At 42.1% G+C, this 25,234-nt stretch carries 22 protein-coding genes and 1 pseudogene; 9 read left to right on the plus strand and 14 right to left on the minus strand.

Annotated features, from left to right (window positions below):
* The 3 genes and pseudogenes from AXF17_RS09340 to lpdA all read left to right on the plus strand — a co-directional run.
* A pseudogene (locus AXF17_RS09340) lies at positions 1-420 on the plus strand (aminomethyl-transferring glycine dehydrogenase subunit GcvPB); the annotation flags it as partial.
* A 175-nt stretch (positions 421-595) separates the two neighbouring features.
* Positions 596-1,597 (plus strand): lipoate--protein ligase, encoded by a 1,002-nt coding sequence (locus AXF17_RS01335; protein ID WP_094233463.1) that lies wholly within the window; start codon positions 596-598, stop codon positions 1,595-1,597.
* Positions 1,598-1,642: 45 nt separating this feature from the next.
* On the plus strand, positions 1,643-3,016 hold the full coding sequence (gene lpdA / locus AXF17_RS01340) for a dihydrolipoyl dehydrogenase (RefSeq protein ID WP_094233464.1): 1,374 nt from the start codon (positions 1,643-1,645) through the stop codon (positions 3,014-3,016).
* A 108-nt stretch (positions 3,017-3,124) separates the two neighbouring features.
* Here the strand turns inward: lpdA and AXF17_RS01345 are convergent, their stop codons facing one another.
* The 4 genes from AXF17_RS01345 to AXF17_RS01360 form a co-directional block, all read right to left on the minus strand.
* Entirely contained in the window at positions 3,125-3,886 is a 762-nt protein-coding gene (locus tag AXF17_RS01345) for a hypothetical protein (protein ID WP_157682513.1), read from the minus strand.
* A 386-nt stretch (positions 3,887-4,272) separates the two neighbouring features.
* Positions 4,273-5,616: an ATP-binding protein gene (locus tag AXF17_RS01350; RefSeq protein ID WP_094233466.1), complete on the minus strand. Its 1,344-nt coding sequence runs from the start codon at positions 5,614-5,616 to the stop codon at positions 4,273-4,275.
* A 285-nt stretch (positions 5,617-5,901) separates the two neighbouring features.
* Positions 5,902-7,356: an ATP-binding protein gene (locus AXF17_RS01355; protein ID WP_094233467.1), complete on the minus strand. Its 1,455-nt coding sequence runs from the start codon at positions 7,354-7,356 to the stop codon at positions 5,902-5,904.
* A 453-nt stretch (positions 7,357-7,809) separates the two neighbouring features.
* Positions 7,810-8,355, minus strand: coding sequence for a glutathione peroxidase (locus AXF17_RS01360; RefSeq protein WP_094233468.1), 546 nt, complete (start codon positions 8,353-8,355; stop codon positions 7,810-7,812).
* A gap of 338 nt (positions 8,356-8,693) precedes the next feature.
* Between AXF17_RS01360 and AXF17_RS01365 the strand changes: the two genes are divergently transcribed.
* The 4 genes from AXF17_RS01365 to AXF17_RS01380 all read left to right on the plus strand — a co-directional run bounded on the left by AXF17_RS01365 (position 8,694) and on the right by AXF17_RS01380 (position 11,810).
* Positions 8,694-9,965 (plus strand): double-cubane-cluster-containing anaerobic reductase, encoded by a 1,272-nt coding sequence (locus AXF17_RS01365; protein WP_094233469.1) that lies wholly within the window; start codon positions 8,694-8,696, stop codon positions 9,963-9,965.
* 1 nt (position 9,966) lies between these two features.
* Positions 9,967-10,221, plus strand: a complete 255-nt coding sequence (locus tag AXF17_RS01370; RefSeq protein ID WP_094233470.1) for a DUF3343 domain-containing protein — start codon at positions 9,967-9,969, stop codon at positions 10,219-10,221.
* Between the two features lie 150 nt (positions 10,222-10,371).
* Positions 10,372-11,136, plus strand: coding sequence for an acyl-CoA dehydratase activase (locus AXF17_RS01375; protein ID WP_094233471.1), 765 nt, complete (start codon positions 10,372-10,374; stop codon positions 11,134-11,136).
* Between the two features lie 188 nt (positions 11,137-11,324).
* A complete protein-coding gene (locus tag AXF17_RS01380; RefSeq protein ID WP_094233472.1) occupies positions 11,325-11,810 on the plus strand; it encodes an imm68 putative immunity domain-containing protein in 486 nt (161 codons plus the stop codon).
* Between the two features lie 92 nt (positions 11,811-11,902).
* On the opposite strand, the gene AXF17_RS01385 is transcribed toward AXF17_RS01380, so the two are convergent.
* From AXF17_RS01385 to rpmE, 10 genes are all read right to left on the minus strand, one after another.
* Positions 11,903-13,549 (minus strand): InlB B-repeat-containing protein, encoded by a 1,647-nt coding sequence (locus AXF17_RS01385; protein ID WP_094233473.1) that lies wholly within the window; start codon positions 13,547-13,549, stop codon positions 11,903-11,905.
* 169 nt (positions 13,550-13,718) lie between these two features.
* Entirely contained in the window at positions 13,719-14,600 is an 882-nt protein-coding gene (locus tag AXF17_RS01390; RefSeq protein WP_094233474.1) for a LysR family transcriptional regulator, read from the minus strand.
* A 388-nt stretch (positions 14,601-14,988) separates the two neighbouring features.
* Entirely contained in the window at positions 14,989-15,318 is a 330-nt protein-coding gene (locus AXF17_RS01395; RefSeq protein ID WP_094233475.1) for a hypothetical protein, read from the minus strand.
* 131 nt (positions 15,319-15,449) lie between these two features.
* Positions 15,450-15,908 (minus strand): C-GCAxxG-C-C family protein, encoded by a 459-nt coding sequence (locus AXF17_RS01400; RefSeq protein ID WP_094233476.1) that lies wholly within the window; start codon positions 15,906-15,908, stop codon positions 15,450-15,452.
* 141 nt (positions 15,909-16,049) lie between these two features.
* On the minus strand, positions 16,050-17,378 hold the full coding sequence (gene tyrS / locus AXF17_RS01405) for a tyrosine--tRNA ligase (protein ID WP_094233477.1): 1,329 nt from the start codon (positions 17,376-17,378) through the stop codon (positions 16,050-16,052).
* Positions 17,379-17,443: 65 nt separating this feature from the next.
* Positions 17,444-18,085, minus strand: coding sequence for a uracil phosphoribosyltransferase (gene upp, locus AXF17_RS01410; protein ID WP_094233478.1), 642 nt, complete (start codon positions 18,083-18,085; stop codon positions 17,444-17,446).
* 54 nt (positions 18,086-18,139) lie between these two features.
* A complete protein-coding gene (gene rpiB, locus AXF17_RS01415; RefSeq protein ID WP_094233479.1) occupies positions 18,140-18,568 on the minus strand; it encodes a ribose 5-phosphate isomerase B in 429 nt (142 codons plus the stop codon).
* 112 nt (positions 18,569-18,680) lie between these two features.
* Entirely contained in the window at positions 18,681-19,673 is a 993-nt protein-coding gene (locus AXF17_RS01420; RefSeq protein WP_094233480.1) for an L-threonylcarbamoyladenylate synthase, read from the minus strand.
* Between the two features lie 17 nt (positions 19,674-19,690).
* Complete coding sequence (prfA, locus tag AXF17_RS01425; protein WP_094233481.1) at positions 19,691-20,755, minus strand: peptide chain release factor 1; 1,065 nt, start codon at positions 20,753-20,755, stop codon at positions 19,691-19,693.
* A gap of 211 nt (positions 20,756-20,966) precedes the next feature.
* The gene (gene rpmE, locus AXF17_RS01430) at positions 20,967-21,164 is read right to left on the minus strand and encodes a 50S ribosomal protein L31 (RefSeq protein WP_094233482.1); all 198 of its coding nucleotides are present in this window, start codon (positions 21,162-21,164) and stop codon (positions 20,967-20,969) included.
* Between the two features lie 222 nt (positions 21,165-21,386).
* Here rpmE and coaBC point away from each other — a divergent pair, with 222 nt between their 5' ends.
* Both coaBC and AXF17_RS01440 read left to right on the plus strand, forming a co-directional pair.
* Positions 21,387-22,589, plus strand: a complete 1,203-nt coding sequence (gene coaBC, locus AXF17_RS01435; protein WP_094233483.1) for a bifunctional phosphopantothenoylcysteine decarboxylase/phosphopantothenate--cysteine ligase CoaBC — start codon at positions 21,387-21,389, stop codon at positions 22,587-22,589.
* Positions 22,590-22,660: 71 nt separating this feature from the next.
* Positions 22,661-25,225: an HD domain-containing protein gene (locus AXF17_RS01440; protein ID WP_157682515.1), complete on the plus strand. Its 2,565-nt coding sequence runs from the start codon at positions 22,661-22,663 to the stop codon at positions 25,223-25,225.
* The last annotated feature ends 9 nt before the right edge of the window (positions 25,226-25,234 follow it).

The raw sequence follows: 25,234 nt of genomic DNA on the forward strand, positions 1-25,234 counted from the left end.
GTTCCTGAACTTGCTTACAACGCTGTTCTAAACGCTAACTACATGATGGAGAAGCTAAAGGATCTCTATCCAATGGCTTATGACTGTACTTGCATGCACGAGTTCGTAATGAGCCTTGACAAATTCCACAAAGAGAACAATGTTTCCGCACTTGACGTTGCGAAGGCACTCCTCGACTTCGGAATTCACCCACCTACGATGTACTTCCCACTCATCGTAAGTGAAGCTCTCATGGTAGAACCTACTGAAACTGAGTCGCGCGAGACTCTCGATGAAGCAATCACTGCATTTAGAAAGATCTACGATTCTATTATCAGCTCACCTGAATCTGTTTCTGCTTCTCCTGTTACTACTCCGGTCCGTAGACTGGATGAAGTTAAGGCTGCGAGAGAGCCGGTTCTAAAATACGAGTTTTCATAAGAAATCTGCCGGTATGTACCGACTAAGCACGTCTAGTATCGCTTCTCATGCATGAGTCGTAACACTTCCGGCCTAATACAAATTATAAGCCTGGACAGATTTTAGCCTGCGTTGTACGCGACTGTCTGTCTGGGCTTGATTTAACTGAATACTAATAGCAAGGAGCTATACACATATGAAATTAAGATATACCGAAACTGATTGCACTAATCCGTTTATTAACCTCGCTACTGAAGAGTATATGACTTTCCGCGCTGCAGAGGGTGAAGTGACTATGTACCTATGGCAGAATGCCAACACTGTAGTAATCGGCAAGAACCAGAATCCTTGGCGTGAGTGCAGAGTTGAGTCCATGAAGGAAGGGGGTTGTAAGCTGGCTAGAAGGATTTCTGGCGGTGGAGCTGTATACCATGACCTTGGAAACCTTAATTTTACGTTCATTGCAAGGGAAGGTGAATACGATATTCCAAAGCAAACAGAGGTAATCCTCGAAGCTGTTCGTCTGCTAGGTATCAACGCTGAAAAAACCGGAAGAAATGACCTCACTATCGATGGCATGAAGTTCTCCGGACACGCATACTACCAGAGCAACGGCTACTGCTACCACCATGGAACTATTATGTTCAACGTAGACCCTGCTCCACTTGGCGAGTACCTCAACGTATCTGCTGCTAAGCTGAAGTCAAAGGGTGTAAAATCCGTTCGTTCAAGAATCACTAACCTTATCAACCACAAGCCTGACGTAACGCTAGAAGAGCTCAAGAAGGCTCTACATGACGCTTTTGCAAAGGTATATGGCGGAGAGGTTGAGAGTTTCGATATTCCAACTGCTGAATCTGATCCGGAGCTCAAGGTACTAATCGACAAGTATTCCTCTGAGGGATGGCGCTTTGGTCGCAAGATCCCATTCACGACTTCAATCTCAGAAAGACTTGACTGGGGTGGAGTGGACATCGAGCTTCAGGTTGAAGGCGGTGTAATTCAGGACTGCGGACTATTCTCAGACTCGCTAGAAACGGAAGTTTTCGGAGTTCTAAAGGAAAAGCTTATGGGCTGCAAGTACAGCAAGGCTGCAATGTCAACGCTTGTTGAAGGAGCACTCCCATACACGCCAAGCAGCAAGGAATATCAGATATGTAGCGACATCGCTAATCTTATTGCTGACGGCATTATGTAGGTATATCTTGTTGCTACTGCACTATCGTTATGAAAAGAGGAAGATATGGCTGAATTTAATTATGATCTAGTTGTTATTGGTGCTGGCCCTGGTGGCTACGAGGCTGCTTTTGACGCTGTTAAGTACGGCATGAAGGTTGCTATTATCGAGAAGGATAGAGTTGGCGGCACCTGCCTCAACAGAGGCTGTGTGCCTACAAAAACCATCATGCGCTCGTCCGAGCTCGCTAAGGAAGCGAGAGAGGGTGCTAAAATCGGTGTTAATGCTGCTGATGTTAAGGTTGATCTCGACGCTGTTAGAGCTCGCAAGGACGAAGTGCTTGATGTCCTACGCGAGGGCATTACAACCGGCCTTGCAAAGGCTAAGATCGACCTAATTCATGGCCTCGCGCTAGTCAAAGATGAGCACACTGTATCTTATACAGATGCAGAGGGTGAATCACATGAGGTAACCGGTAAGTTTATCCTGATTGCAACCGGCTGCAATCCGTTTATTCCGCCTATTCTGGGCGCCGAGCTCGAGAGCGTTATGGACTCGACGAAGCTCCTCGAGCAGGGCGGTACGCCCTTCGATGATCTCGTGATCATCGGCGGCGGCGTTATCGGTGTTGAATTTGCTACTGTATACAATGGCTTTGGCTCACACGTAACTATTGTTGAGGCTTTAGACCGCCTCATTCCTACTGTTGATAAGGAATTGGCCCGCAGTCTGAAGATGAGCCTGCAGAAGGATGGAATCGATGTTCTAACTAAGTGCCCTGTTGTAAGAATTGAGCAGGCTGACGGAAGACTTGCGGTTGTCTATACTGAAAAGGATGAAGAGAAATCTATCCCTGCCGATGCTGTTCTTATGGCTGTTGGTAGACGCTCTGATGTTCCTAGTCTGCTATCTGAACAGCTCCAGCATCTTGCAGGAGAGCGCGGCCGACTCGCCGTTAATGAGCACTACCAGTCGGCGAGTCCGAGCATATATGGCATCGGTGACGCAATCGGCGGCATCGAGCTAGCTCACACAGCAACAGCCGAGGGCAGAAACGCAGTTGCCCACATGAACGGCCAGGAACCACCAATCCGCATGGAGACCGTTCCAACCTGCATCTACTCGGTGCCTGAGATTGCGTCCGTCGGCATTTCCGCGGACGAGGCCAAGGAGCAGGGTATCGAAATCATCACTAAGAAGTACGCTATGGGAGCAAACGGCAAGACAGTCCTCGAGGACCTCGGCCGCGGCACCATCAAGCTGATTGCCAACGCAGACAGCCATATATTGCTCGGTGCACAGCTCATGTGCGGCCGCGCTACCGATCTCGTAGGCGAATTGGCGCTAGCTATTTCAAACAAGCTGACACTCGAAGATGTAGCTTCCACAATCCATCCACACCCAACATTCGTGGAAGCGATTGCAGAAGCAGCTAGATAGTATCAGCTGTTCAGGTGAATCACAATTATTACATTTTTTAAACGCAAAACTCGTTTGCCACATTAGGCAGTAAACGAGTTTTTATCATTTTATCTTTTAACTGTATTATTAACTTTCCAAATCTATTAATTTGAGATAAGCCTTCTTAACTTCATCAATTGCACTTCTGCATTCGGAAAATTCCTCATAGAACTCACCTGCGTTTAAAATTAGTCCCTCTAGCTTTGTTTTATCTCCAGCAAATACCTGCTCAGAATATTCAAATTTAGCTTTTAACTTAGATCCTATATCCTGAATTTTCCATCTATTTAGGATATTTAGCGCGACCTTTTCTGTGTTCAATTCACCGATTATTACTGCATATGTAATATATAGATTCAGCAAATTTAATGTCTCATGTGTTACGAACAACTCCCAGATAACTTCGAGATATTTTCTCTCTAGCAAGAACTTCATCTCTTCTGTCAGAGTTTCTCTGTTCAGAGCTTTGCCCACTAAAATTCTGCTCCATATCGATATCCTCTCGTGGATTCTTTCTTTGTCCTCAAAGTTCTCAGCTTCGAGCACTACAAATCTTTTAATTGCTTCTTCATCATTAGAGTCCACGAGCAACCTCTCTCTGATTACATAGTATTCAAAATATTTTGAGTCGCGAAGCTTCGTGAATTTCCCTCTAAATATTTCCATTTCAATATTCGAATTTGCTATATCTATAACCATTCCTGCAAGTGGAATCAAGTAGAACGGCATGCTATTTATCCTGTATATTGCAAATGAAATACACCCATACAAAATAAACATACTGATTCCCGTCAAAATCTCTACTCTCCGTAATTCTGACCTTATTTCTTCATAGTTCAGATTCTCCATTGAGCCCCGCAGGTATTTATCTGGAATAAAAAGTTCATTTATCATATATAAATGCGATGAATGGTTAATGCGACCCTTGAGATATACAAATATCCAGAAGGCATATGCTGACTGTTTGCTCCCTTTTGATTTCCATATCAGGCTATTCACGATATATTTGACAGGAGATAACACTCTCACAAATATTTCTGCAGCTAGATATGAGAGCATTATAGTTATAATGTATTTAAAAAACCAGATATACGATCCGCTTATTGCAAACCATATACTAAATGAAGAAGCAAGAAGTACTGCTATGCAAATATGTATGAAATAGTTCATTTTCAAGCTAATTCCATTTTGCTTCATACTTACCACCTAAATATACCATTCATCACCAACTATGCTTAATTGTCCCAACCTTTTTCATTAAATATATATTTCTTTATTCTAAATAGGCTATACAGAGGAATACTCCATTGATGAGTTCTGTCGACATAGCTATCACCTATATTCTTCAAAGATATCTTGAATGCTATCTCCGGTTTAAACCTTCTGCAAAATAAATTTAGACTTTTTGCTTTTGTATTATCCGCGGACTTTACCTCAATAGGAACTAAAATTCCTTCATAATCGATTAGAAAATCAACTTCAGCATCAGCTTTTGTTCTCCAAAAATAACAATTCATTCCCATCGAAACTAGCTGTGTCATCACATAATTCTCGGTTAGTGCACCTTTGAAATGTATGAAATTTGAATCTCCATCCAATATAGTCCTATAATTTAGATTCGATTTTCTACGTAGTAACCCCACATCAGACATATATAATTTAAAATATGTTGCATCAACCATGCCCGAAAGTGGTAGCTGCGGATTATTCACTAAATGCAACCGATAAGCTAATCCTGAATTTACTAACCACTGTAGTGAATCCTCAAGCTCTTTCACTCTCGCACCCTTTTTTACATGAGAAAAAACAAACTTATTGTTCTCTTTTGCAATCTGCGTAGGTATGGAATCCCATATTTGTTTCGTTCGATTTGCTTCTGTGTACGAAGCATATTTGCCAAAATCATCAGGATAATCCCTCAATATTCTATCTTGAATTATTTCTACTTCTTGATAACTATGTGTCTCAACCCAGGCACTTACTGCTTCAGGCATTCCTCCAACTATGTAATAGTTTTTCAAATGTTTCTCTAAAGGAATAGTATATAGCGCTGGAAGTTCCCTTTCGAGCGACATATTTTGCAAGCCTTCAATTAAACTCTCTCCACTATCGGCTATAACAAATTCGGAAAAGCTCATTGGGAACATCTCTAAATGATCAACCTTACCAACAGGAAAAGAAAGGCCTTCGTGTTTTAACGCAACACTAAGGAGGGATCCTGCCGCAACTATATGAAGTTCCGGCATATTCTCACAAAAGTACTTTAAAGACGAAATCGCTCTCGGATATGCCTGAATTTCATCAAATATCAGCAACGTTTTCCTAGGGGCAATCTTTCCGCTTGTATTTACAATTTCGAGTTCTTTGATAATTCTCTTTATATCAAAGTCATAGTCAAATATTGATTGTAGACCAGTATTCCCATCAAAATTGAAATACATGTATTCTGCAAATTCATTTTTAGCAAATTCTTTAATAATATAATTTTTCCCGCATTGCCTCACACCTGTTATTATCAATGGTTTTCTGCTATGTTTTTCTTTCCATTGAACAAGTTCTACCATAATATCTCGTTTCATGATACACCTCCGGTAGAGGTATTTTGCATTTTTTCAACCGAATAATCAATCATTTGTACATTTTTTCAACCGAATAATCGTTGTATTTCACATTTTTCAGACCGAATAATCGTCAATTCATGCGATAAATGATAAAACTAAAAAAGGCACAGGGAAGTCAGCCCCATGCCTTTCGCTTTTTTGAAGGAATTATTAATTACTTTAGCCCATTAATTCAAATTTTTAACTCCGGTATCTTAGGGAACAATATTACTCTTGCTACTTTATATTTATAATTATTTGAATCTATACATTTATCCTCACATATTGCTGAGAATGACTGCGTGGACTTTCTGGAATGGTCATTTTAACCAACTCTTTATCAATCAGAGGTGTAATATATGTCTGAATTGCATAACTAATTGTTCTAATACCGAGATACTCTGCAATTTCCTTTCTGCTTCTTGGTATTTCCAAGAAGTCAAGCAGTCTTTTTTCTATTTCAGATATATCTGTGTTATATGCCTCATTATCGTTCACAATCTGATTTCTCAATGTCACAATAAATGTGCCTCTATCATCCTGAAAAATCGGTTCATATAACCCATGCTCCTTCATTTCCCTACGTATGGTCGGAATACCCGAATATCTGTTTTCTGTAAATTCCATAACCTCCATGGCAGTTACTATGACAGGATTTCTTGTATCCGGCTGCATTTTCCCAAGCTGATCTATAGTTAAACGCCCATATATACCACCTGGATTCTTTATTTCGATTCTGTCATTGTACATAAGTATTTGTATTGGCATACCCTCCGTATGCACACTGTAATCTCTATGCACAAGTGAATTCAGTATAGCTTCCCTAATTGCAACAATCGGATATTCCGCTATATCCATTCTTCTACCTGTAGAGGAATCAATAACAGTTTTCACCTTCATGTTTTTGCGCACAAATGACATGGCCTTATCCAGCATTTCCGGTAGATATCCTTCGATTCTCTGGTTATCTATAAAACGTTCTCCCTGTGCACCTAACTCTCCTATTTCCGTTCCGGGAATAACAACAGCAGTTATACACAGTTGTGGAAAGAATACCTGTGGGTATTTGCAGAACAACATTAGCGCACTAAGTGTAACATTGCCTTTTTTTGTGATACTCATGAGTTCATAAATACTTTTATCCGGTAAAGCTTTGAGATTTTCTTTTTTACTCTTCAGCATTTTCATATAATTATTCAATAATTCAGAATCAAGCACATCAAACGTTGTACGTTCCACTATTCTTATATCATCCTGATATTTTTTCCTAAAAGCCTCATAGCTGTATACCTCATATTCTGTCATTGGAGCATCACTTTCACCCGAGCGAATATATGACCCTTTAAGTCTCCCTTTGCCTTTATAAAAACAAGGTCTATCAGTCAAGTCAATTCCAGGAATTTCTGCAGCCATAAAACACTTTCCGTCTTTTTCAGCCACAGTTAATAATGGCCTAACGATTGGCTCCATTTGTAAACATTGTTCATTTATTTCCCTTTGTAGATTTTGTGGATTATATACTCCACACTCTTCAAAATTATTACTCTCATCTATTCCAAAAACTATAATCCCTCCGTCATCTTGGTTTGAAAAACTCGACAAAGTATCATAAAGTCTTTTAGGGCAACCTTGCCTGGCTGATTTTAACTCCAATGTCCTTGATTCACACCTGCTCATTTGAATTGATTGTAATAATTCGATTAATTCTTCTTGTATCATATCGCCACCTCATTTAAGTTCATTCTATGGATTTTTAGATATTTTGTCAATTCAAATAATATTTTTGTTATTTAACTTATATTTTTAGGTTTTAGGTTTTTATTTTAGTTTTTATTTTAGTTTTTTGACATTTTATTTTGGTTTTTACTTTTCGTATTGTCATATGCGCTGAGTTTTCAAAAATTGAATTGTCGCGCTATGTCTATCTAAACGAAGAATCGTATTTCTTTTTCAATTAGATAAAAACTCCCTTCATGATTAACAGAGGAATTTTTTCCGCTGTCTATCATAAAGGGAGTATTCCCGACACCCCTTGCTCATGGTTTACGGTTATTATGTTGATCGATAATTTCATAAGGTTCTTGATTTCTCGGGCTATGAACCCACGATTATCCTGTCCCCATGATGCAGCTCCTAAATATTGAAATCGGCTGATCTGTTATTCTCAAATAATTAGATAAGGCTCTTAACGCAAGCAGCAACCTCTGTCATATCAGCTGTTGGCTCGAATCTTGCAACTACGTTTCCTTCTCTATCTACGATGAACTTAGTGAAGTTCCACTTGATGTTAGCGTTGTTTCTGAAATCAGGATCTCCCATTGCAACGAACTCCTCAAACTTCTCTCTGTCCGGAAAGTCCCCGAAGCCCTCGAAACCCTTCTGGCTCTTAAGGAATGTGTAAAGCGGAAGCTCGTTCTCACCGTTTACATCAGACTTCTTAAGCTGTGGAAATGTTGTGTTGTAGTTGAGTGTGCAGAACTCGTGGATCTCTTCATCTGATCCAGGTGCCTGTCCACCGAACTGGTTGCAAGGGATATCGATAATCTCTAGTCCGGACTCGTGAAGCTCCTTGTAAAGTGCCTCTAGTGGCTCGTACTGAGGAGTGAATCCACATCCGGTTGCAGTGTTAACGATGAGCATTACCTTGCCCTTGTTATCCGCGAGGTTTAGCTCACTTCCATCAGGTCTAGCTAGCTTAAAATCATAAATCTGTGCCATTTCATATCCTCCTATGAATATCTCATATATAAGTTAGTAGTGTTGAATGTCTTTTGAACAATTCAATTGTATCACATTAAATTCTATTGTCAATATTTTTTCTAAAATACCCTGTCTCTTTATCAGTCCATTATCCGTGAAATCCTTTATATTTATGATTATCCCCCTACATATGATATTTTCGCGTTAATCTCATACTATATGCTCGTATGTTGTCAGACAGTTATAGCTTTTATCTATACAACCCAATCAAGCTATTATCTTATTCAATGGGTGCGTTGCTCTCTTAGTTGATATAATTTTATCAGTATATTTGACTTATTATGGAGGTTATAAAAATGGCAGATTATCGTAAGATGTGGGAAGATATCGGCATGGATGTGGATAACCATGACCTACTATGTAGCGTTCTTCCAGGAGCAATTGGTGACGTATTTCTTTCTCAGGAAAATAGACCTGAGGCAATGGATTATTTTGACATGGTTCTCGCTGATGTTCACGGTCTACGCCCGGCTGAGCTCGTTGAGTTTAGAAAGAATGGTGGTAAGGTATTTGGAACATTTTGCACATACGTTCCTGATGAAATTATCTTTGCAGGTAACGGTATAGCAACGGGTCTTTGCGCAGGCTCTCAGTTCTGGGTACCAGGCGGAGAGAGATATTTACCGGCAAACACATGTCCACTTATAAAGGCAATGCTCGGAGCTAGATTTGATAAAACATGTCCTTTCTACAGGCTCGCTGATATATACATCGGAGAGAATACTTGCGACGGTAAGAAGAAAGCTTATGAAATCCTCGGTACCGACGTTCCAATGCACATCATGGATCTTCCTCAAATGAAGAGAGAAAAGGATATCGAGAAATGGGCTGAAGAGTGTCATGACCTACTAGAGATGGTTGAGAAGGAGACTGGCAATAAGATTACTCCTGAGAAGCTAGCTGAAAACATCAAGAAAATCAACACTAAGCGCGCAGCTCTCAAGAGACTGTATGACCTTCGCAAGAACAAGAACGTTCCTATCAGCGGAACTGATACACTTCTCATCTCCCAGATCGCTTACTACGATGATCCTGAGAGATTCACAACTATGGTTAACAAGCTCTGCGACGAGCTCGAGAAGAGAGTTGCTGACGGCATTTCGGTGTTCCCTGCAGGAACTAAGCGTATCATGATTTCCGGAACACCTATGGCTATTCCAAACTGGAAGATGCATAATCTAATTGAGACTTCCGGTGCAGCTGTTGTCTGCGAAGAGACATGTACTGGAACTCGTTACTTTGAAAACTTTGTAGATGAATCAGGCGAGAATCTTGACGAGATGGTTTCAAATATAGCTGACCGTTACATGAAGATCAACTGCGCTTGCTTCACTCCTAACTCAGGTCGTTTCGACGATATAATCAGACTTGCTAAGGAATACGACGTAGATGCTGTAATCGACGTTAACCTAAAGTTCTGCCAGACTTACGACATCGAGGGTTATCTACTTGAGGACAAGCTCAAGGAAGCTGGAATCCCTGTACTCGGAATCGAGACAGACTACACTGACAGCGATGCGCAGCAGCTCAAGACACGTATCGAGGCATTTATCGAGGTGCTAGGCTAAAATGCTCCACTATTATGTTTTGTTCGACAATCACACGGATGCCATGGAAATGTATCGTGCTATAAAAGCTACTTCTCGGTACGCCCAGATTAGTCCGACTCCGCGCGAGTTAAGCGTTTGCTGCGGTGTGTCGCTACTGGTCAAGGAAGATGATGTGTCTTTTATAAAGGAGCTCGCTGAAGAACAGCAACTCCGATACTTATCCATTAACGGACTCAACAACGAGTTCAATAGCGGTAGGCATAGGTACGGCTAGATATAGCTAGGTTTGGCTAAGCACGTCTAGAGCTACGTACGACTAGCTGTAGTTTGGCATACTTGATATACTTGATATGTTAGATAAAGCTTGATAAATTTGGCATGCTCCAAGTCAGGTGTGATTAAACAAAATACAAAGGATTTTTAAATGACTAGAATAGGAATTGATATTGGATCGACCGCTTCGAAGGTCTGTGTGATCGGCGGAGATGACAAGCCTCGCTTCGAGGTGCTGCCGACTGGCTGGAACAGCAAAATTACCGCTGGCATAATCAAGGAAAACCTTGAAGAGCTCGGTGCGGATTTAGAAAGTGCCAAGATTGTTGCAACTGGCTATGGCAGAATTTCCGTAGATTATGCCGACAAGGTGATTACTGAGATTACATGTCACGGACGCGGTGGATACGAGATGGCTGGACAGGAAGACTGCTCTATTATCGATGTCGGTGGACAGGATACCAAGTATATCTTGGTTCAAGACGGCAGGGCCGTTGACTTCCTTATGAATGATAAGTGTGCCGCTGGAACCGGCAAGTTCATCGAAGTTATGGCAAATCGCCTTGGGCTTACAATCGAAGAGCTATTCGATGAGGCTAAACGTGGAAATCCGATACCGATTAGCTCGATATGCACTGTTTTTGCAGAATCTGAGGTTATCAACTACATGGGTGAAGGTCGCCCGAAGGAAGAGATTGCAGCCGGTGTAATTGACAGTGTGGCGACTAAGGTCGTTACTCTATGTCAGAAGAAAGCTATCGCAGATAGGTGCGTGATCACTGGCGGACTAAGTGGCAATGAATATTTTGCAGAGCTTCTCTCTAAGAAGTTAGGTAGAACAGTTACGCCTCTTCCTGACGGTAGATATGCTGGCGCGTATGGAGCGGCAATTCTGGCAGGAAAAATCGAGAAGTAAAAGTCTTTTAAGACAATGTGAGCGAACATATAACTAAAGGGCTATTCCTATGGGAGTAGCCCTCTTAGATTTTGCGTAATAATATCTAATTACTATAATTATTATCAACTTGATGTATGACAAAATATTGCATGATGATATAATTACAATGATTAATCGACAAATTGACATTTGCGGAGGATGCCTGAATGTATATTGAAAACAAATATTGGGATAACTACATCGGAGACAGTGACGATAGTCTTAACCTTATTGCTTTTTTAGAAGATCAAAGTAGCGACGAGATAGAGTTTTCCAATATACTGCAATCTTTAGGAGTTAATAAACAAGGTGAAAACTTCAGAAAAACTGTTTCCCCTTTGGGATTTACTAATTCAATGGGGATCTATCTTGATTTTCATTTCGCTATTGATATAATAACTGACCTTGCCGCAATATTATTAGAATGCAAGGTAAATGACAGTGTTGATCTGCACGACTTAGAGCCATTTGATACAGATTCTCGTAGGGTAATGATAGTTGCTGCACCTCAAGACTACGAGCTTTTGAACAAGGCCCTTTCTGACTTTTCGGAAAATCCGCTTGAGTATGACCTTTCTGAACTTGCTCCGCAGGAGGATATGCTGGAGATGGCAGAAATTTGCGAAAGTCTCAGACAAGAATTGTTAAGTTAAATTCCTGTTTGTTGAGGCCAGCAAAATCTCAGTATCAAGTTAAAAAGGAGCTGTCGCTCATGCGACAGCTCCTGATATTTTACATTAATACACTAATTGTCTTTTCTTCTTTTGAAATATACTGCAAACAATAATACTCCTGATACAACTAATATTGCAACATACAACGGCAAATTTATATTATCACCCGTCTTTGGTAACTTGCTATTATTTGGTAGCTTGCCGGGTTTGTTTGGAGTCGGGTTCTTGCTGTAAATAGCATATACTACCATATCCTCGTTAACAATGGTTGAACCTGTAAATTTAGTTCCTTTTCCATCATTTTGAGTATTCCACTCCTTAAAAATATAACCACTCTTTGTTGGCTCACTTGGCATTGATTGATTAGCTAAAGCATCGTTATCAATTGATTTGCCGTTTTCCACCTTTACGGTAGCGTGTGTAGCATTTCCGTCCTTGAAAGTTACGGTGTTATCAGTCGGTTTATTTACCTTGAAAGTATAAGATATTTGGTTTGGCTTATTTGAGTCTGCCGCCTTATCCAGTCCACTAGGATCTTGAATTGCTGCAAATGACCAGTAATTTCTGGTCGCACAATTCTCATGTCCCGGACCTAACTCCTCATGATTATTATGTTCGGGAGATGGCAAATAAAATTTTTCTGTATAAGAAGTAGCAAAATCATAAACTCCTGATACCGTACCTCTTATAGTTACCTGCGAATCTTGACTTGCGTCTTTAGAAACCTTTAATCCCGAAATACTAACATTAATGTTACTCGTATCTATGGAATTAATTTTTTCAATCAAGTCTTTCCATTTACAAACTTTAGCTTTTTCATTTTTACGTAATTTTACAAGCAAAGTATTTCCTTCCCTCGAAACATTTGCTGTAAATCCATCTAATCCACTTATCTTTGCAGTTGGATTATTACTAACAGTTACCCCATCAGGAATATCTAATGTAAAAACAAGTTGTGCATCTGACATTGCATACTGATTGTAAATCTTCTGAATTCCCTCATCCGACATGCCGCCGGTTTGAGTTAAGAACAAAGCGAACCCATTCATATAACGCTTGAACCAGGACGCATTCATAGAAAACTCAAGGTCAATTGGATCACCTTTCTTATATTCGTCTATTTTCTTTGAATCGGTGCTACCTTTAGCCTTTATATCAGCTAAAACTTGTAATTTTTCCAAAGGATTAGCAGTTTCTTCAGCAGTTAAAATATCACTTTGTTTAAACTTATGTGGATTGGTTCTAGCTTCAGGAATCTTGGAGAATTGCTGAAAATACGGATTGTTTTGAGGTTCCCTTGGATGAAGAAATATGTTCAACCCACTCCACTTTGAAATAATACCAGTATTTACAAACTCAGGAGCACAATAAAAATCGACCATTGTGCTAACCTTTGCATACTGATTAACAGCAGTGTCTTTAGGTTCCAACACATATTTAGGAACAAGAGTTTTAAAATATTCTATAGATTTTCCCGCAACTACCGGAAGACTTTCCACTTTTGAATATTTTAAGTCAACCCAATAATTTTCCTTCCTAATTTCTTCACTTTTATCAACTAAATTCATACCTCCACCCTCACTTTGCATAAAATAATGCACCGGATGAAGTGAGCTTAAATCTTCATCTGCAAACACAATTGATGTATTTGAGAGCAGTACTAATATGACCATAAGAGTCAATATTAAGCTAATATTTTTTTTAACTACCTTTTTCATCAACACTAACGTCCTCTCTTAATTGTTAATTACTTATAACGTACACGGATATTTTAGCATATATATATGCTGCTATGTATTAATAAAATACATAGCAGCTGGCATTCGTTGTTCAGAACATATAAAATCAAGTCTAATAGACTTTGTGATGTTTTTGAATACAACCTTCCTATATTCTTTCATTTATAAACTCTATAAATTTCTTAATCACAGGATCAATCCACTTACTCTTATGACATATGATAGTACTCTTGAGCTCTGGATCCGGGCATGAAACATCGATTGTAGCCAACTTGCCATCTGCCACCGGCTTCTCAACGACGAACCAAGGCAGGTAAGATACACCGTATCCTCCCTCTAATATATTGACGATTGCTGCTACTGAACCAACCTCAAGTGCAGGTTCAAGTTGCATACCGATATCATTTGCAAACTTATTCAAGTAGAATGTATATCCTACTTCTCTATCTGCAACGATTAGCTGTTCAGCAAGGATTTTGCGCAGTTGAACCTTCTTGCCAGCGAGAGGATGATCTGGGTGAGCTACGAATACCATCGGTACATCTTTCTCCAGCATACGTTGAAAATTTTGTGGGTTTGGAGTCTCCGCCATAGTGAACACGAGATCCATAGTTCCAGCAACAAGTTTCTCTCTCAGATCCTGAGTAAAGTCAGATACCTTGATAATTACATTTACATCAGGATATTCCTTGATAAAATCAATCGCAATATGCGGAAGCGCTCCTATTGAAAGGCTTGAGGAAGTTCCTATTGTCAGCGTGCCACTGAGTCCCTCCTGCTCTCTGATACATGCTACCGCTTCATCCTCAGCCTTAAGTAGACGGAATGCGTATGGTAGGAATGTTTCACCCGCCCTAGTCAGGTTAATTCTCTTGCCGATTCTATCAAATAAAGGTGCTCCGAGCTCATGTTCAAGCTGCTTAATCTGGGCAGTTACAGCTGCTTGTGAGTATCCTAGACTCTCTGCTGCCCTAGTAAAATTATTCATCTCTACGACCTTTATAAAGGTCGCTACGTTACGATTTTCCATGTTACCTCCTGTAAGGATTGCTATTATATATTTCTATCAATTAACTTATTTTAATTAATTTTACATGCAATGTTCTCGGGTTTATTATAATGGTACAGCAAGGGTAATTTCAAGACATTTGCTGTTACTACACAATCCATCCATAGAATATCCATAGAAAGAAAAGCGAGAACGCATGTCCTCGCTTTTTTATTTATCTGCTAAATCTAGACAGTTTATTATTAGAAATTTGCAATTGATAATATGCTTCTATAAAGCTGCTCACAATCTTATATTGCGAAATCCTTTAATTCGTTGATTTTACTGTATATGATCATTTCATCTACATCGATAAATTAACACGTCTCCCTAGGGAGTTTCTGTATGTAATTACACGCAGTTAACGTTATTAATTCTTAGACTTCTTCTTGAGACTCTTGTAAGTAGCACCTTTTCCGATGTGTTTTGCCTTCTCCTCAGCTTCTTTGTCTGCCTCAGCATCCTTCATCATCTGTTCTTCCATCATTTTCACGAGCTTGATTAGGCTGTAAGTAATAAAAACATACATCGCTGTCATCAGTATGATCATAGCGCCAACCATTGCGCTCTTGCCACCTGTGAAGTAAGCACGAATCATAATCGCATCAGTAATTGCCGCTACGATGATGAATATTACTACTGCAATTCTGCCCTTTCTAACGCCCCCTGGTCTCTCGTATTTCGATTGTTTCTTAGCCATAAACTGCCTCTTTCTACACTAACTATTATCTGTTTCAAAGTCATATGATTTCAAATCTAAAGTCTTGAATAATTTACTATTGCATGCTCTTATATGATTCACTGCTGCATAGTCTTCATAATATACCACATTTACATACAGACATGAACCCCACACTCGCGTTCCATGATACGTGCAAAGGACTCCATCACCGCTACCACTATTTCGCAGCAGTGTTCCTTGCGCACCGGTGTAGCAAACTCGTAACCCTCTAGTAGATCAGGACAAAGCGCGCTGCCGAATTTTGCTATTATATCGTCATTGAGCTCTCTAACGAGGGTGAGACATTTCTCATAGCTAGGATCCCCAGGAATTACCCTGCCAAATACTTTTCCGAGTGCCATAGTTGCTGACGCCACTGCTCCGCATACGTTACCGCCGTCGCCAAAACCGAATGGAAATCCCGTTGCGATAGCCATGATATCGTCTCCCATCCCGAGGTCCCAATGTTTGTTTGCGATCGTAATTACAGACTCTGAACACATACATCCATTAGTGAATGCATGGATTACATCACGTTTTACGTCTTCAAAATTAACTTGTTCTACCATGCTGTACCTCCTAAATATATAGATATTTGCATTTTCTATATACACAACTTCATGTTTTGACAATAGACAAAGCGCGCATCACTGCGCGCTTTTGTTTACTTGCTAAAATCACTACAGTGCAAGCTACTCGGTATTAACTTGCTACTTCAGTGTTACTGCCACGAATTTCTTCTTACCCTTTTGAATTGTGAGCTTGCCGTCTTCAAAGTCAGCTAGTGTCACTCTCCTTTTTCTATCCGTAACCTGCTCGCCATTGATTCTAGCACCGCCCTGCTCAATCGTTCTGAACGCATCTCCGTTAGACTGAGCAAGTCCAATCTCCTTGAGTAGGCTAGCTAGACCGAAGCCTTCGCCTTCAAATGAAGCTTTCTCAATCTCAACAGTTGGCATAGTCGCTGCATTAGTGCCACCACTTGCAAATACCGCACGAGCATCTTCAAGTGCTTTCTTCGCCTTCTCTTCGCCGTGTACTAGCTTAGTAACTTCGTAAGCGAGAATCTCTTTTGCCTGATTAATCTCTGCACCCTCTAGTGAAGATAATCTATTTACCTCGTCCATAGGTAGGAAAGTGAGCATTCGGAGGCACTTGTTAACATCCGCATCTGCTACATTTCTCCAATACTGGAAGAAGTCGAATACGGAAACTCTGTCCTCGTTGAGCCAGAGTGCACCTCCTGCTGTCTTACCCATCTTCTCACCATCACTCTTGGTCAGAAGCGAGAAGGTCATGCCGTATACGTCTAGGTTTGATTTCTTCTTAGCGATATTTACACCAGCGATGATGTTGGACCACTGGTCATTGCCGCCGAACTGCGCCTTGAGGCCGAAGTCTCTCGCCATTACATAGAAGTCGTATCCCTGCATTAGCATATAGTTGAACTCTAGGAAAGTAAGCCCTTCCTTAAGTCTTCTCTTGTAGCACTCTGCTCTCAGCATCTCATTTACGTTAAACACTGAGCCAATCTCACGAACGAACTCGATGTAGTTGAGATTTCTGAGCCATAGAGCATTGTTCGTACTTACCGCCAGTCCCGGCTTAGGCTCTCTGTTCTGGTGTCCTGGCTGCATAACACCACCGTTGCCAGTGTATTTCCACTCATCATCGAACGGTAGGAATCGGTCGAAGAGGTCTTTGAACTTTCTGCCGTTTGCGTCGATTTCTTCAACGTCCATCATGCGGCGTAGATCAGTTCTGCCAGAAGGATCTCCGATCATTACAGTTCCGCCGCCAACAAGAGCCACTGGTGTGTGTCCGTATTTGAGCATATACGCAAATATAATAATCTGGATCAAGTGTCCAACATGAAGGCAGTCTGCCGTTGGGTCAAATCCTACGTAGAACTTAATCTTCTCGCTTCCGAGTAGGTCGCGCATAGCCTTTGGGTCTGTGCACTGCTCAATCAGTCCTCTTTCTTCAAGTACGTCGTATACGTTGGTGTGTTTACTCACATTATCTGGAATCTGTATCATCGTGTCCCTCCTATAAAATAACCTGCAGCTCTCGCCGCAGGCTTAATGTCATTAGCTTGCCGAGATCACTTTGTGCCGTAAAGTCTATCGCCTGCATCTCCCAGTCCAGGAATGATGTAAGCATTTTCGTTGAGCTTCTCGTCCTTCGCCGCAATATAGATGTCTACATCAGGATGGGCTTTGTGAAGAGCATCTATTCCTTCCGGAGCCGCAATCAGACACATAAATGCAATATCATGTCCACCTCTATTCTTGATAAAATCGATTGCTGCGATAGCACTTCCACCTGTTGCAAGCATCGGGTCAACAGCGAAAATTTTCCTCTTCTCGATGTCTGTAGGTAACTTGCAATAATATTCAACAGGAAGATGAGTCTCCGGGTCACGGTACAGACCGACGTGTCCAACCTTTGCATTCGGAACGAGTGCAAGCATTCCATCTACGAAACCCAGTCCCGCTCTTAAAATTGGAACGATTGCGATATCCTCACCCTCCAGCATCTTAACGGTTGTTTTGCACATGGGCGTTTCGATATCAACCTCTTCAAGAGGGAGATTTCTTGTCGCCTCAAATCCCATCAGCATTGCAACCTCTGTTGCGAGCTCGCGGAACTCCTTTACACTAGTATTAACATCTCTCATGAGAGCTGTCTTGTGCTGAATCAGCGGGTGATCAAACACGTATACCTTGCCTTCTTTGTTAGCCATTGTAATCCTCCTGATTATCTCAATTCACTTATTATTTAGTATATACCAAATACACTATTCATCAAGCATATTTATGCGACGAAGGTGCTTTCCACCTTCAAAATCTGTCGTTAGCCACTTGTCAACAATTTCAAAAGCCAAATCCTGCTCGATCATTCTTGCACCCATCGCGAGTACGTTCGCATCGTTGTGCCTTCTCGACATCTCCGCCATTTCAACAGAAGTGCAGAGCGCACATCTAACGCCCTTGACCTTATTCGCTGCGATAGAAATTCCTATTCCGGAACCGCAGATAACGATTCCTCTATCTGCGAGCCCATTCGCAACAGCATTGCCAACTGACTTTCCATATATAGGATAGTCCACGGGTTCTGTTGATTCCGTACCCACATCTATGATTCCATGTCCTTCCTGTAGCAGTTTGTCCTCCACCGCCACCTTGAGCGGGTAACCTGCGTGATCGCAGCCAATCGCAATCTTCATATAATTCCTCCTCGCATATTTTCGTTGTCTATATTGCATGTACGTCAGCGATACATGTCATATAAATAATATAAAGTACAATCTCTCTATGTGTGTAAATGCTCTAAATATTTTAAACATTTACAATATCGTACCCTGCCGACTTAACCATCCTGTTCATTACAGAAAATCCAACTTCATCCCAGTCGTACGCCGCGATATAGATTATATCCACACCGTCTCTATCGCACTGTCTGAGGTCTGCAAAAAAGTTATTCGCCGCCTTGTCACCATTCCCCATGTAGTCAAGTACTGCTGTCCGTAGGTTGTTTGAAACCGACTCAGCCTCGAGCTCAGCAATAGCTGTGCAAACAGCTTCCTTGCTGCCTTCTACAATTCGCACTGCCGCCTTTGGTGCGTAATGTTTGTACTTCATGCCAGGTGACTTCGGATGGAAGTCATCCGCTCCAGGCTTCTTGAATAGCGATGGATCATACTGAACCTCACCGCCTACAGCATCTTCGATCTGGCTCTTCGTTATAAAGCCTGGTCTAAGTATGGTAGGAACTTCCGATGTCAGATCCAAAACTGTCGATTCTATACCGATGGCAGTTCTCTCACCTTTGACTATTGCATCGATTCTCCCGTCCATGTCCTCGGCAACATCTTCGAATGTCGTCGGGCTTGGTTTGCCAGATAGGTTTGCACTCGGCGCCGCAATCGGAACACCTGCCGCTTCTATAATCTCAGCAGCCTCACGCCTTGCCGGCCATCTGACCGCAACTGTATCCAAACCGCCTGTCGTAACATCAGGAACATTGGGGTTCTTACGAAGTACGAATGTAATCGGTCCAGGCCAGAGCTTGCTCATAATGGCTTTCTGCTCATCTGTAACATCTGAAGCGACTCCGTTAAGCATATCTATGCTCGCAACATGAACTATCATCGGGTTGTCACTCGGCCTGCCTTTTGCCTCATAGATGTGCTTTGTAGCGACAGCATCTAGAGCATTTGCACCCAGCCCATATACCGTTTCAGTCGGAAATGCTACAAGTCCGCCATCACGCAGAATCGCACCAGCTTCGGAGATTCCCTCTGTGTCAGGAAGGATAATTCTTGTCTTCATTGGACGCCTCTCTCGCTTTAGAAATCCTTCATCTTCTCCGCCTGGTCCTCAGTGATCAGCGCATCGATTACTTCATCGAGGTCACCGTCGAGGAATGAATCCAGCTTGTATAGAGTCAGGTTGATTCTGTGGTCAGTGATTCTGCTCTGTGGGAAGTTATACGTTCTGATTCTCTCAGATCTGTCTCCTGATCCGATCTGCGACTTTCTCTCTGCCGCAATCTTGTCGTTCTGTTCCTGCTGCATGAGGTCGAAGAGTCTTGACTTAAGAACCTTGAAAGCTTTTTCCTTATTCTTAATCTGCGACTTCTCATCCTGACAAGTTACGACGAGGCCAGTTGGCATGTGAGTAAGTCTAACTGCGGAGTCCGTAGTATTTACGCACTGTCCGCCGTTTCCAGACGCTCTGTATACGTCTACACGCACGTCGTTAGGATCTAGGTTAACCTCAACGTCATCCACCTCTGGCATTACCGCAACTGAAGCCGCCGATGTGTGAACTCTGCCGCCCGATTCCGTCTCAGGGACTCTCTGTACTCTGTGAACACCACTCTCGTACTTGAGTCTGGAGTAAGCACCCTTACCCTTAACCAGCATTACAACTTCCTTAACACCGCCGATTTCAGTCTCATTGCTCTCGATGATCTCTGTCTTCCAGCGCATTCTCTCAGCATATCTGAGGTACATACGGAGTAGGTCGCTTCCAAATAACGCTGCCTCATCTCCGCCCGTTCCCGCTCTAACCTCGAGGATTACGTTCTTGTCATCGTTAGGGTCCTTAGGTAGAAGCAGAATCTTGAGGTTCTCTGTGTACTCCTCGATTGCCGCTTCGTTGGACTTCAGTTCCTCACGAGCCATTTCACGCAGCTCTTCATCATCCTCTATTTCGAGGATTTCCTTAGCCTCTTCAAGCTCTTCCTTCGCCTTCTTGTACGCAGTGTACTCCTTGACGATTGGCTCGAGATCGCTCATCTCCTTCATCAGCTTCTGCCACTCCTTCTGTCTAGCTATGACATCAGGGTCGGAAACCTTCTTCGATAACTCCTCGTATTTCTCAAGTATAAAATCTAGCTTATCAAACATAATTACATCCTTTACTTATAGTTGTAGATTATTAAATTTATATATTTACCAGTTCTTGCAAATGCTTCGCGATTATCACTCACCGCGCCATGCTGAACCGTTCTTTGCATATCAATTATCTATGAAAAAAGCGTCAGGAAAACCACCGCCTGTGGTTCCAAACGCTCTAAAACGAGGACGCTGCGAACAGCGTCCTCTAAATATTGATTCCCTAAAGGTTGTATTTGTTCTTGAACTTTTCTACACGTCCACCACGGTTAGCAAACTTCTGCTGACCTGTGAAGAATGGATGGCACTCTGAGCATACTTCGACTCTCATAGTGTCAGTTGTTGAAAGTGTAGTAAAGGTATTACCACATGCGCAAGTAACGTTACATTCCTTATAATCAGGATGGATTCCTTCCTTCATGCTAGCTCTCCTTTTCTTAAAAGTCTATCGTGCACACTCGTATGCTCCCTCAATAGCCTTGTTATTATAACAAAGCAGAGCGTCTTGTGCAAGGGTAAACTCTAGCAAGTATTGAATTTTAGCCATTTTGATACGACTTATGGCTTGTTTATGATTGAGAAATCGCACATTAAAGTATATTATATTATTTAACCACAAGATGTAGATAACAGGAGGAGTCACATGCTTAAAGATAAATGTGTTGTTGTTGGTGTCACAGGCGGAATCGCCGCATACAAGACGGCATCTCTCGTCAGCGCTCTCAAGAAGGAGCGTGCGGATGTCCACGTGATTATGACTAAGAACGCGACAGAATTCATCTCGCCGCTTGTCTTCGAGACACTTACGGGCAACAAATGCATGACTGATACTTTTGACAGGAATTTTAAATTCGATGTAGCGCACATATCTATCGCCAAGGCGGCAGATTATTTTGTAGTTGCTCCGGCAACTGCGAATTTTATCGCCAAAGCATCGTACGGCATGGCAGACGATATGCTCACTACGACTTTCCTCGCCGCAAACTGCCCTAAGCTAGTCGTGCCTGCGATGAACACGCAGATGTTCCTTAACCCTATCACTCAAGGTAATATCATGAGGCTTCTCAAGGTTGGAATTAGGATACTCCAGCCTTCTAGCGGAGTGCTCGCCTGCGGGGATGTCGGGGTCGGCAAGATGCCTGAGCCAGAGACTATTTTCGAGGAAATACTCTTTGACCTGGCTTTTGAGAAGGACCTAAAAGGCAAGAATGTGCTTGTAAGCGCAGGTGCTACGCAGGAATCTATTGACCCTGTTAGGTACATCACCAACCATTCGACTGGACGCATGGGATATGCGCTCGCCAAAGCGGCAGCATACCGAGGGGCACAGGTTACGCTTATCACCAGTAAGACGAATCTGGAGCCTATTCCGTACGTCAATACGATCGAGATTACCACATCTGCTGAGATGTGTGACGAAGTGCTAAAGCATGCTCCAAAGGCAGACTATATATTTAAAGCAGCTGCAGTTGCCGACTATACGCCAGTTTTTACTTCTGACGAAAAGATTAAGAAGCAGGACGGCGATATGATGATAGAGCTCAAGAGAACTGCTGATATCTTGACTGAGCTTAAGAAGATTAGAAAGCCTGAGCAGATTATCTGCGGCTTCTCGATGGAAACTCAGAACTTGCTCGAAAACTCCCGCAGTAAGCTCGAGCGCAAAGGACTCGACATGATATGTGCGAATAGCCTAAAGGAGGCAGGCGCTGGATTTGGCGGCGATACCAACGTAGTTACGATCATCACTATGGATGATGAGATAGAACTAGGAAAACTCAGCAAGTTTGATACAGCAATGGCGATTATCGACAAGGCCAAGGCACTTAGCGAAGAACTCGGTTAGTCGCGGACTTACGGTTTGTGAGATAAGCTTTTAGCAGGAGAGTTATTGTTTACTGATAGATGGTATTTGAGATGAACAACAAAGCATTAATGATAAACACAATCAAGGGAGCTCTATTAAACCCCGACTTCATCGAAGCTGCTGGATTAGATAGCGATGTAATAGAGGTGCGCACAGCACGCGAGGATTTCGTCGAGATGATCTTCGAGCTGTATTACCATTCGGGTAAACACGGTAGATTCGACACTAAAGCAATTCTAAACATCTGTTCGCGCTATACTCCAGAGCTTGAGGTTGCTCCACCTGAAGGTTGGCTCGAGCATACGAGGCTATATCTCCTCAGCTTGATATTTCCTCACTTGGATGGGCCGCAAGACCCAGATAAATTCAAAGCTGGCAGAAACATCTTGCTACAGCTCATGCGCGGGGTGTACCAATACGAAAGACAGGTACTGCCTTTCGACCCTTGCTATGACATCAATCTTCTCAGCGACGAAGAAGTGATTAGTAAGAGCTTTACCGATGAATATCTGACTTTTAGTAAGCTTGTTAAGAGCAATTATGTCTATGAGTTCATGAGGTTAAGTTCAGATATTTCACCTTTTAACACGCTCGGTCACGTAAGTGGAGTTCACTACGTTGCTATGTACACTGCAAGACAGCTTTACGATGCTGGAATTAACGTCGATCTCGGGCTCGTTTCTGCCGCTGCAGCTTCTCACGATATTGGTAAATACGGATGCCGCAAGGAAGAAGAACGCCGTGTGCCGTACCTACATTACTATTACACGGATTACTGCCTGACTAGATTTGGGCTACCGACCATCATGCACATCGCTGCAAATCACTCGACTTGGGACCTAGAGATAGAGAATCTATCCGTAGAGTCACTACTGCTCATATACGCAGATTTCCGTGTGAGGAGCATAAGAGACGAGGATGATCAAGAGGCTATAAACTTCTTTACATTAGAAGAAGCATTCGATGTAGTCCTCAATAAATTTGATAATATAAATGAAGCCAAGAACCAAAGGTATGAGAAGGTGTATAATAAACTTCTCGACTTCGAGGAGTTCATGCGTGAAAACGGTGTAACTACTGATTTCCCAGAGGATTGGGCAGAGACACCGCACTTCAAGTGCGCTCCTAAAGTCAGGCAGCTATCTCTTCTAAATGGAGCCGAGGCCGCTTCGCAGCTCAAGTTTAGAGCTATAGAGCACAATATTCGCCTCATGAAGATATTCAATAATCCATCTGAGTTCTCCAGTCTTCTTGAACGCGCTAGGAGTGAGTCTCAGTGGAGTAATATAAGAACTTTTTTGAATATTCTTGGCGAGTACAAATCCTACATGACGGAGGATCAGAAGGTAATCGTTCTCGATTTCATGTACGACATGCTATTTAACAGAGAGAGCGACCTCAGAGAGCAAGCCGCTCAGATAATGGGTCAGATAGTCACAAGATTTCGTGAGGAGTACAAGAAAGAGCTACCAAAATCAGTACCCACAAGGGATTCTGACACCACTAATATCGCTCAATTCTCGAGCTACCTTGAGAAGCTGATTAATCCGTCTATAAAGCATACGGATTTTCATAGGAAGCGTATCATCGAGGCGACACCTGATTTTGTAAATGAAGTCGTTAAGAACTGCAGACCTTCGTGCCGCAGTAAGTATTTTGATGTGCTAGAGAAATACTACCACGTAGCGGATTTCGACGAACAGACAATTATCGTGCTGTGCAGCACCGCACTAAGTATCGATAAGGAACTGATGCCAGAGTCGTTCCTAGAGAGTCTAATGTTCTTTACAAAAGATATTCTTAACAGCTACAGTCCGAACACCGATTTGCTCGCACTCGCTGTAATTGAGAGATTCTTCCCTGATTCAGGTATGGATGTTGAATCAAGGCGTCTAAGTATACTTGGAGTATCTAAGGGCGGTGATGTGACCGAATCGGTGCCTTCGTTACTATTCCTGGATAATCTCAAGACTAATACATCCTGGATATCTAAGCTCGCTAACATAGATTACATGTTCAAGGTGGCGAAGCAAGGCTACAATGTTATGCACATCGCAGCGCATTTTGTAAACTTAGTCAAGGTCAGTGAGGCTATCGTAGTTCGTAAACATGCTGGCGACTGCTTGATAGAACTTGCGAGCAGTATGCCTAGCGATCAGATAAACGAACTCTGTATCGACCTCTTCAACGGTCTCGAGTTAAGTGACTATCAGTTCCTTAAGTACATTCCTGGTTATCTAGGACAACTTATGATGTATCAACCTGACAATGAACAGGGTGAGACAATCGAAGCACTTGAAACTATGTTATATACGGGAAATAGCAAGTCGGCAGCTGCATCGCTAAACACTATGGCAGTGTTACTAGAGAACTACGACAAGCTGCCTGAACCCGGCAAGAATGCGGAGAAACACAAGAAGAGACTACTTGGTATGATTATCAAGGCTATCAGTCATTACAATACTGCGCTATCGCAGGAAGCACTGCGAGTACTTGGAATGAGAATATTTGGCAGCGAAGTCATGACTCTCGAGTCAAAGGGCTGGGTTGCATCTCACTGTTTCAAGAGACTAGCTGCTGTGATTCCGCTAATTGGTGATGATATCGGACTATAGTTCTACAAC

The sequence above is a fragment of the Mogibacterium pumilum genome (genome assembly GCF_002243385.1).
GTDB classification, from domain to species: Bacteria; Bacillota; Clostridia; order Peptostreptococcales; family Anaerovoracaceae; genus Mogibacterium; species Mogibacterium pumilum.

Bases quoted from the DNA above. Each gene is read 5' to 3' on its own strand.
- AXF17_RS01335 (WP_094233463.1), top strand. From the start codon at position 596: ATGAAATTAAGATATACCGAAACTGATTGCACTAATCCGTTTATTAAC.
- lpdA (WP_094233464.1), top strand. From the start codon at position 1,643: ATGGCTGAATTTAATTATGATCTAGTTGTTATTGGTGCTGGCCCTGGT.
- AXF17_RS01345 (WP_157682513.1), bottom strand. From the start codon at position 3,886: ATGGAGAATCTGAACTATGAAGAAATAAGGTCAGAATTACGGAGAGTA.
- AXF17_RS01350 (WP_094233466.1), bottom strand. From the start codon at position 5,616: ATGAAACGAGATATTATGGTAGAACTTGTTCAATGGAAAGAAAAACAT.
- AXF17_RS01355 (WP_094233467.1), bottom strand. From the start codon at position 7,356: ATGATACAAGAAGAATTAATCGAATTATTACAATCAATTCAAATGAGC.
- AXF17_RS01360 (WP_094233468.1), bottom strand. From the start codon at position 8,355: ATGGCACAGATTTATGATTTTAAGCTAGCTAGACCTGATGGAAGTGAG.
- AXF17_RS01365 (WP_094233469.1), top strand. From the start codon at position 8,694: ATGGCAGATTATCGTAAGATGTGGGAAGATATCGGCATGGATGTGGAT.
- AXF17_RS01370 (WP_094233470.1), top strand. From the start codon at position 9,967: ATGCTCCACTATTATGTTTTGTTCGACAATCACACGGATGCCATGGAA.
- AXF17_RS01375 (WP_094233471.1), top strand. From the start codon at position 10,372: ATGACTAGAATAGGAATTGATATTGGATCGACCGCTTCGAAGGTCTGT.
- AXF17_RS01380 (WP_094233472.1), top strand. From the start codon at position 11,325: ATGTATATTGAAAACAAATATTGGGATAACTACATCGGAGACAGTGAC.
- AXF17_RS01385 (WP_094233473.1), bottom strand. From the start codon at position 13,549: ATGAAAAAGGTAGTTAAAAAAAATATTAGCTTAATATTGACTCTTATG.
- AXF17_RS01390 (WP_094233474.1), bottom strand. From the start codon at position 14,600: ATGGAAAATCGTAACGTAGCGACCTTTATAAAGGTCGTAGAGATGAAT.
- AXF17_RS01395 (WP_094233475.1), bottom strand. From the start codon at position 15,318: ATGGCTAAGAAACAATCGAAATACGAGAGACCAGGGGGCGTTAGAAAG.
- AXF17_RS01400 (WP_094233476.1), bottom strand. From the start codon at position 15,908: ATGGTAGAACAAGTTAATTTTGAAGACGTAAAACGTGATGTAATCCAT.
- tyrS (WP_094233477.1), bottom strand. From the start codon at position 17,378: ATGATACAGATTCCAGATAATGTGAGTAAACACACCAACGTATACGAC.
- upp (WP_094233478.1), bottom strand. From the start codon at position 18,085: ATGGCTAACAAAGAAGGCAAGGTATACGTGTTTGATCACCCGCTGATT.
- rpiB (WP_094233479.1), bottom strand. From the start codon at position 18,568: ATGAAGATTGCGATTGGCTGCGATCACGCAGGTTACCCGCTCAAGGTG.
- AXF17_RS01420 (WP_094233480.1), bottom strand. From the start codon at position 19,673: ATGAAGACAAGAATTATCCTTCCTGACACAGAGGGAATCTCCGAAGCT.
- prfA (WP_094233481.1), bottom strand. From the start codon at position 20,755: ATGTTTGATAAGCTAGATTTTATACTTGAGAAATACGAGGAGTTATCG.
- rpmE (WP_094233482.1), bottom strand. From the start codon at position 21,164: ATGAAGGAAGGAATCCATCCTGATTATAAGGAATGTAACGTTACTTGC.
- coaBC (WP_094233483.1), top strand. From the start codon at position 21,387: ATGCTTAAAGATAAATGTGTTGTTGTTGGTGTCACAGGCGGAATCGCC.
- AXF17_RS01440 (WP_157682515.1), top strand. From the start codon at position 22,661: ATGAACAACAAAGCATTAATGATAAACACAATCAAGGGAGCTCTATTA.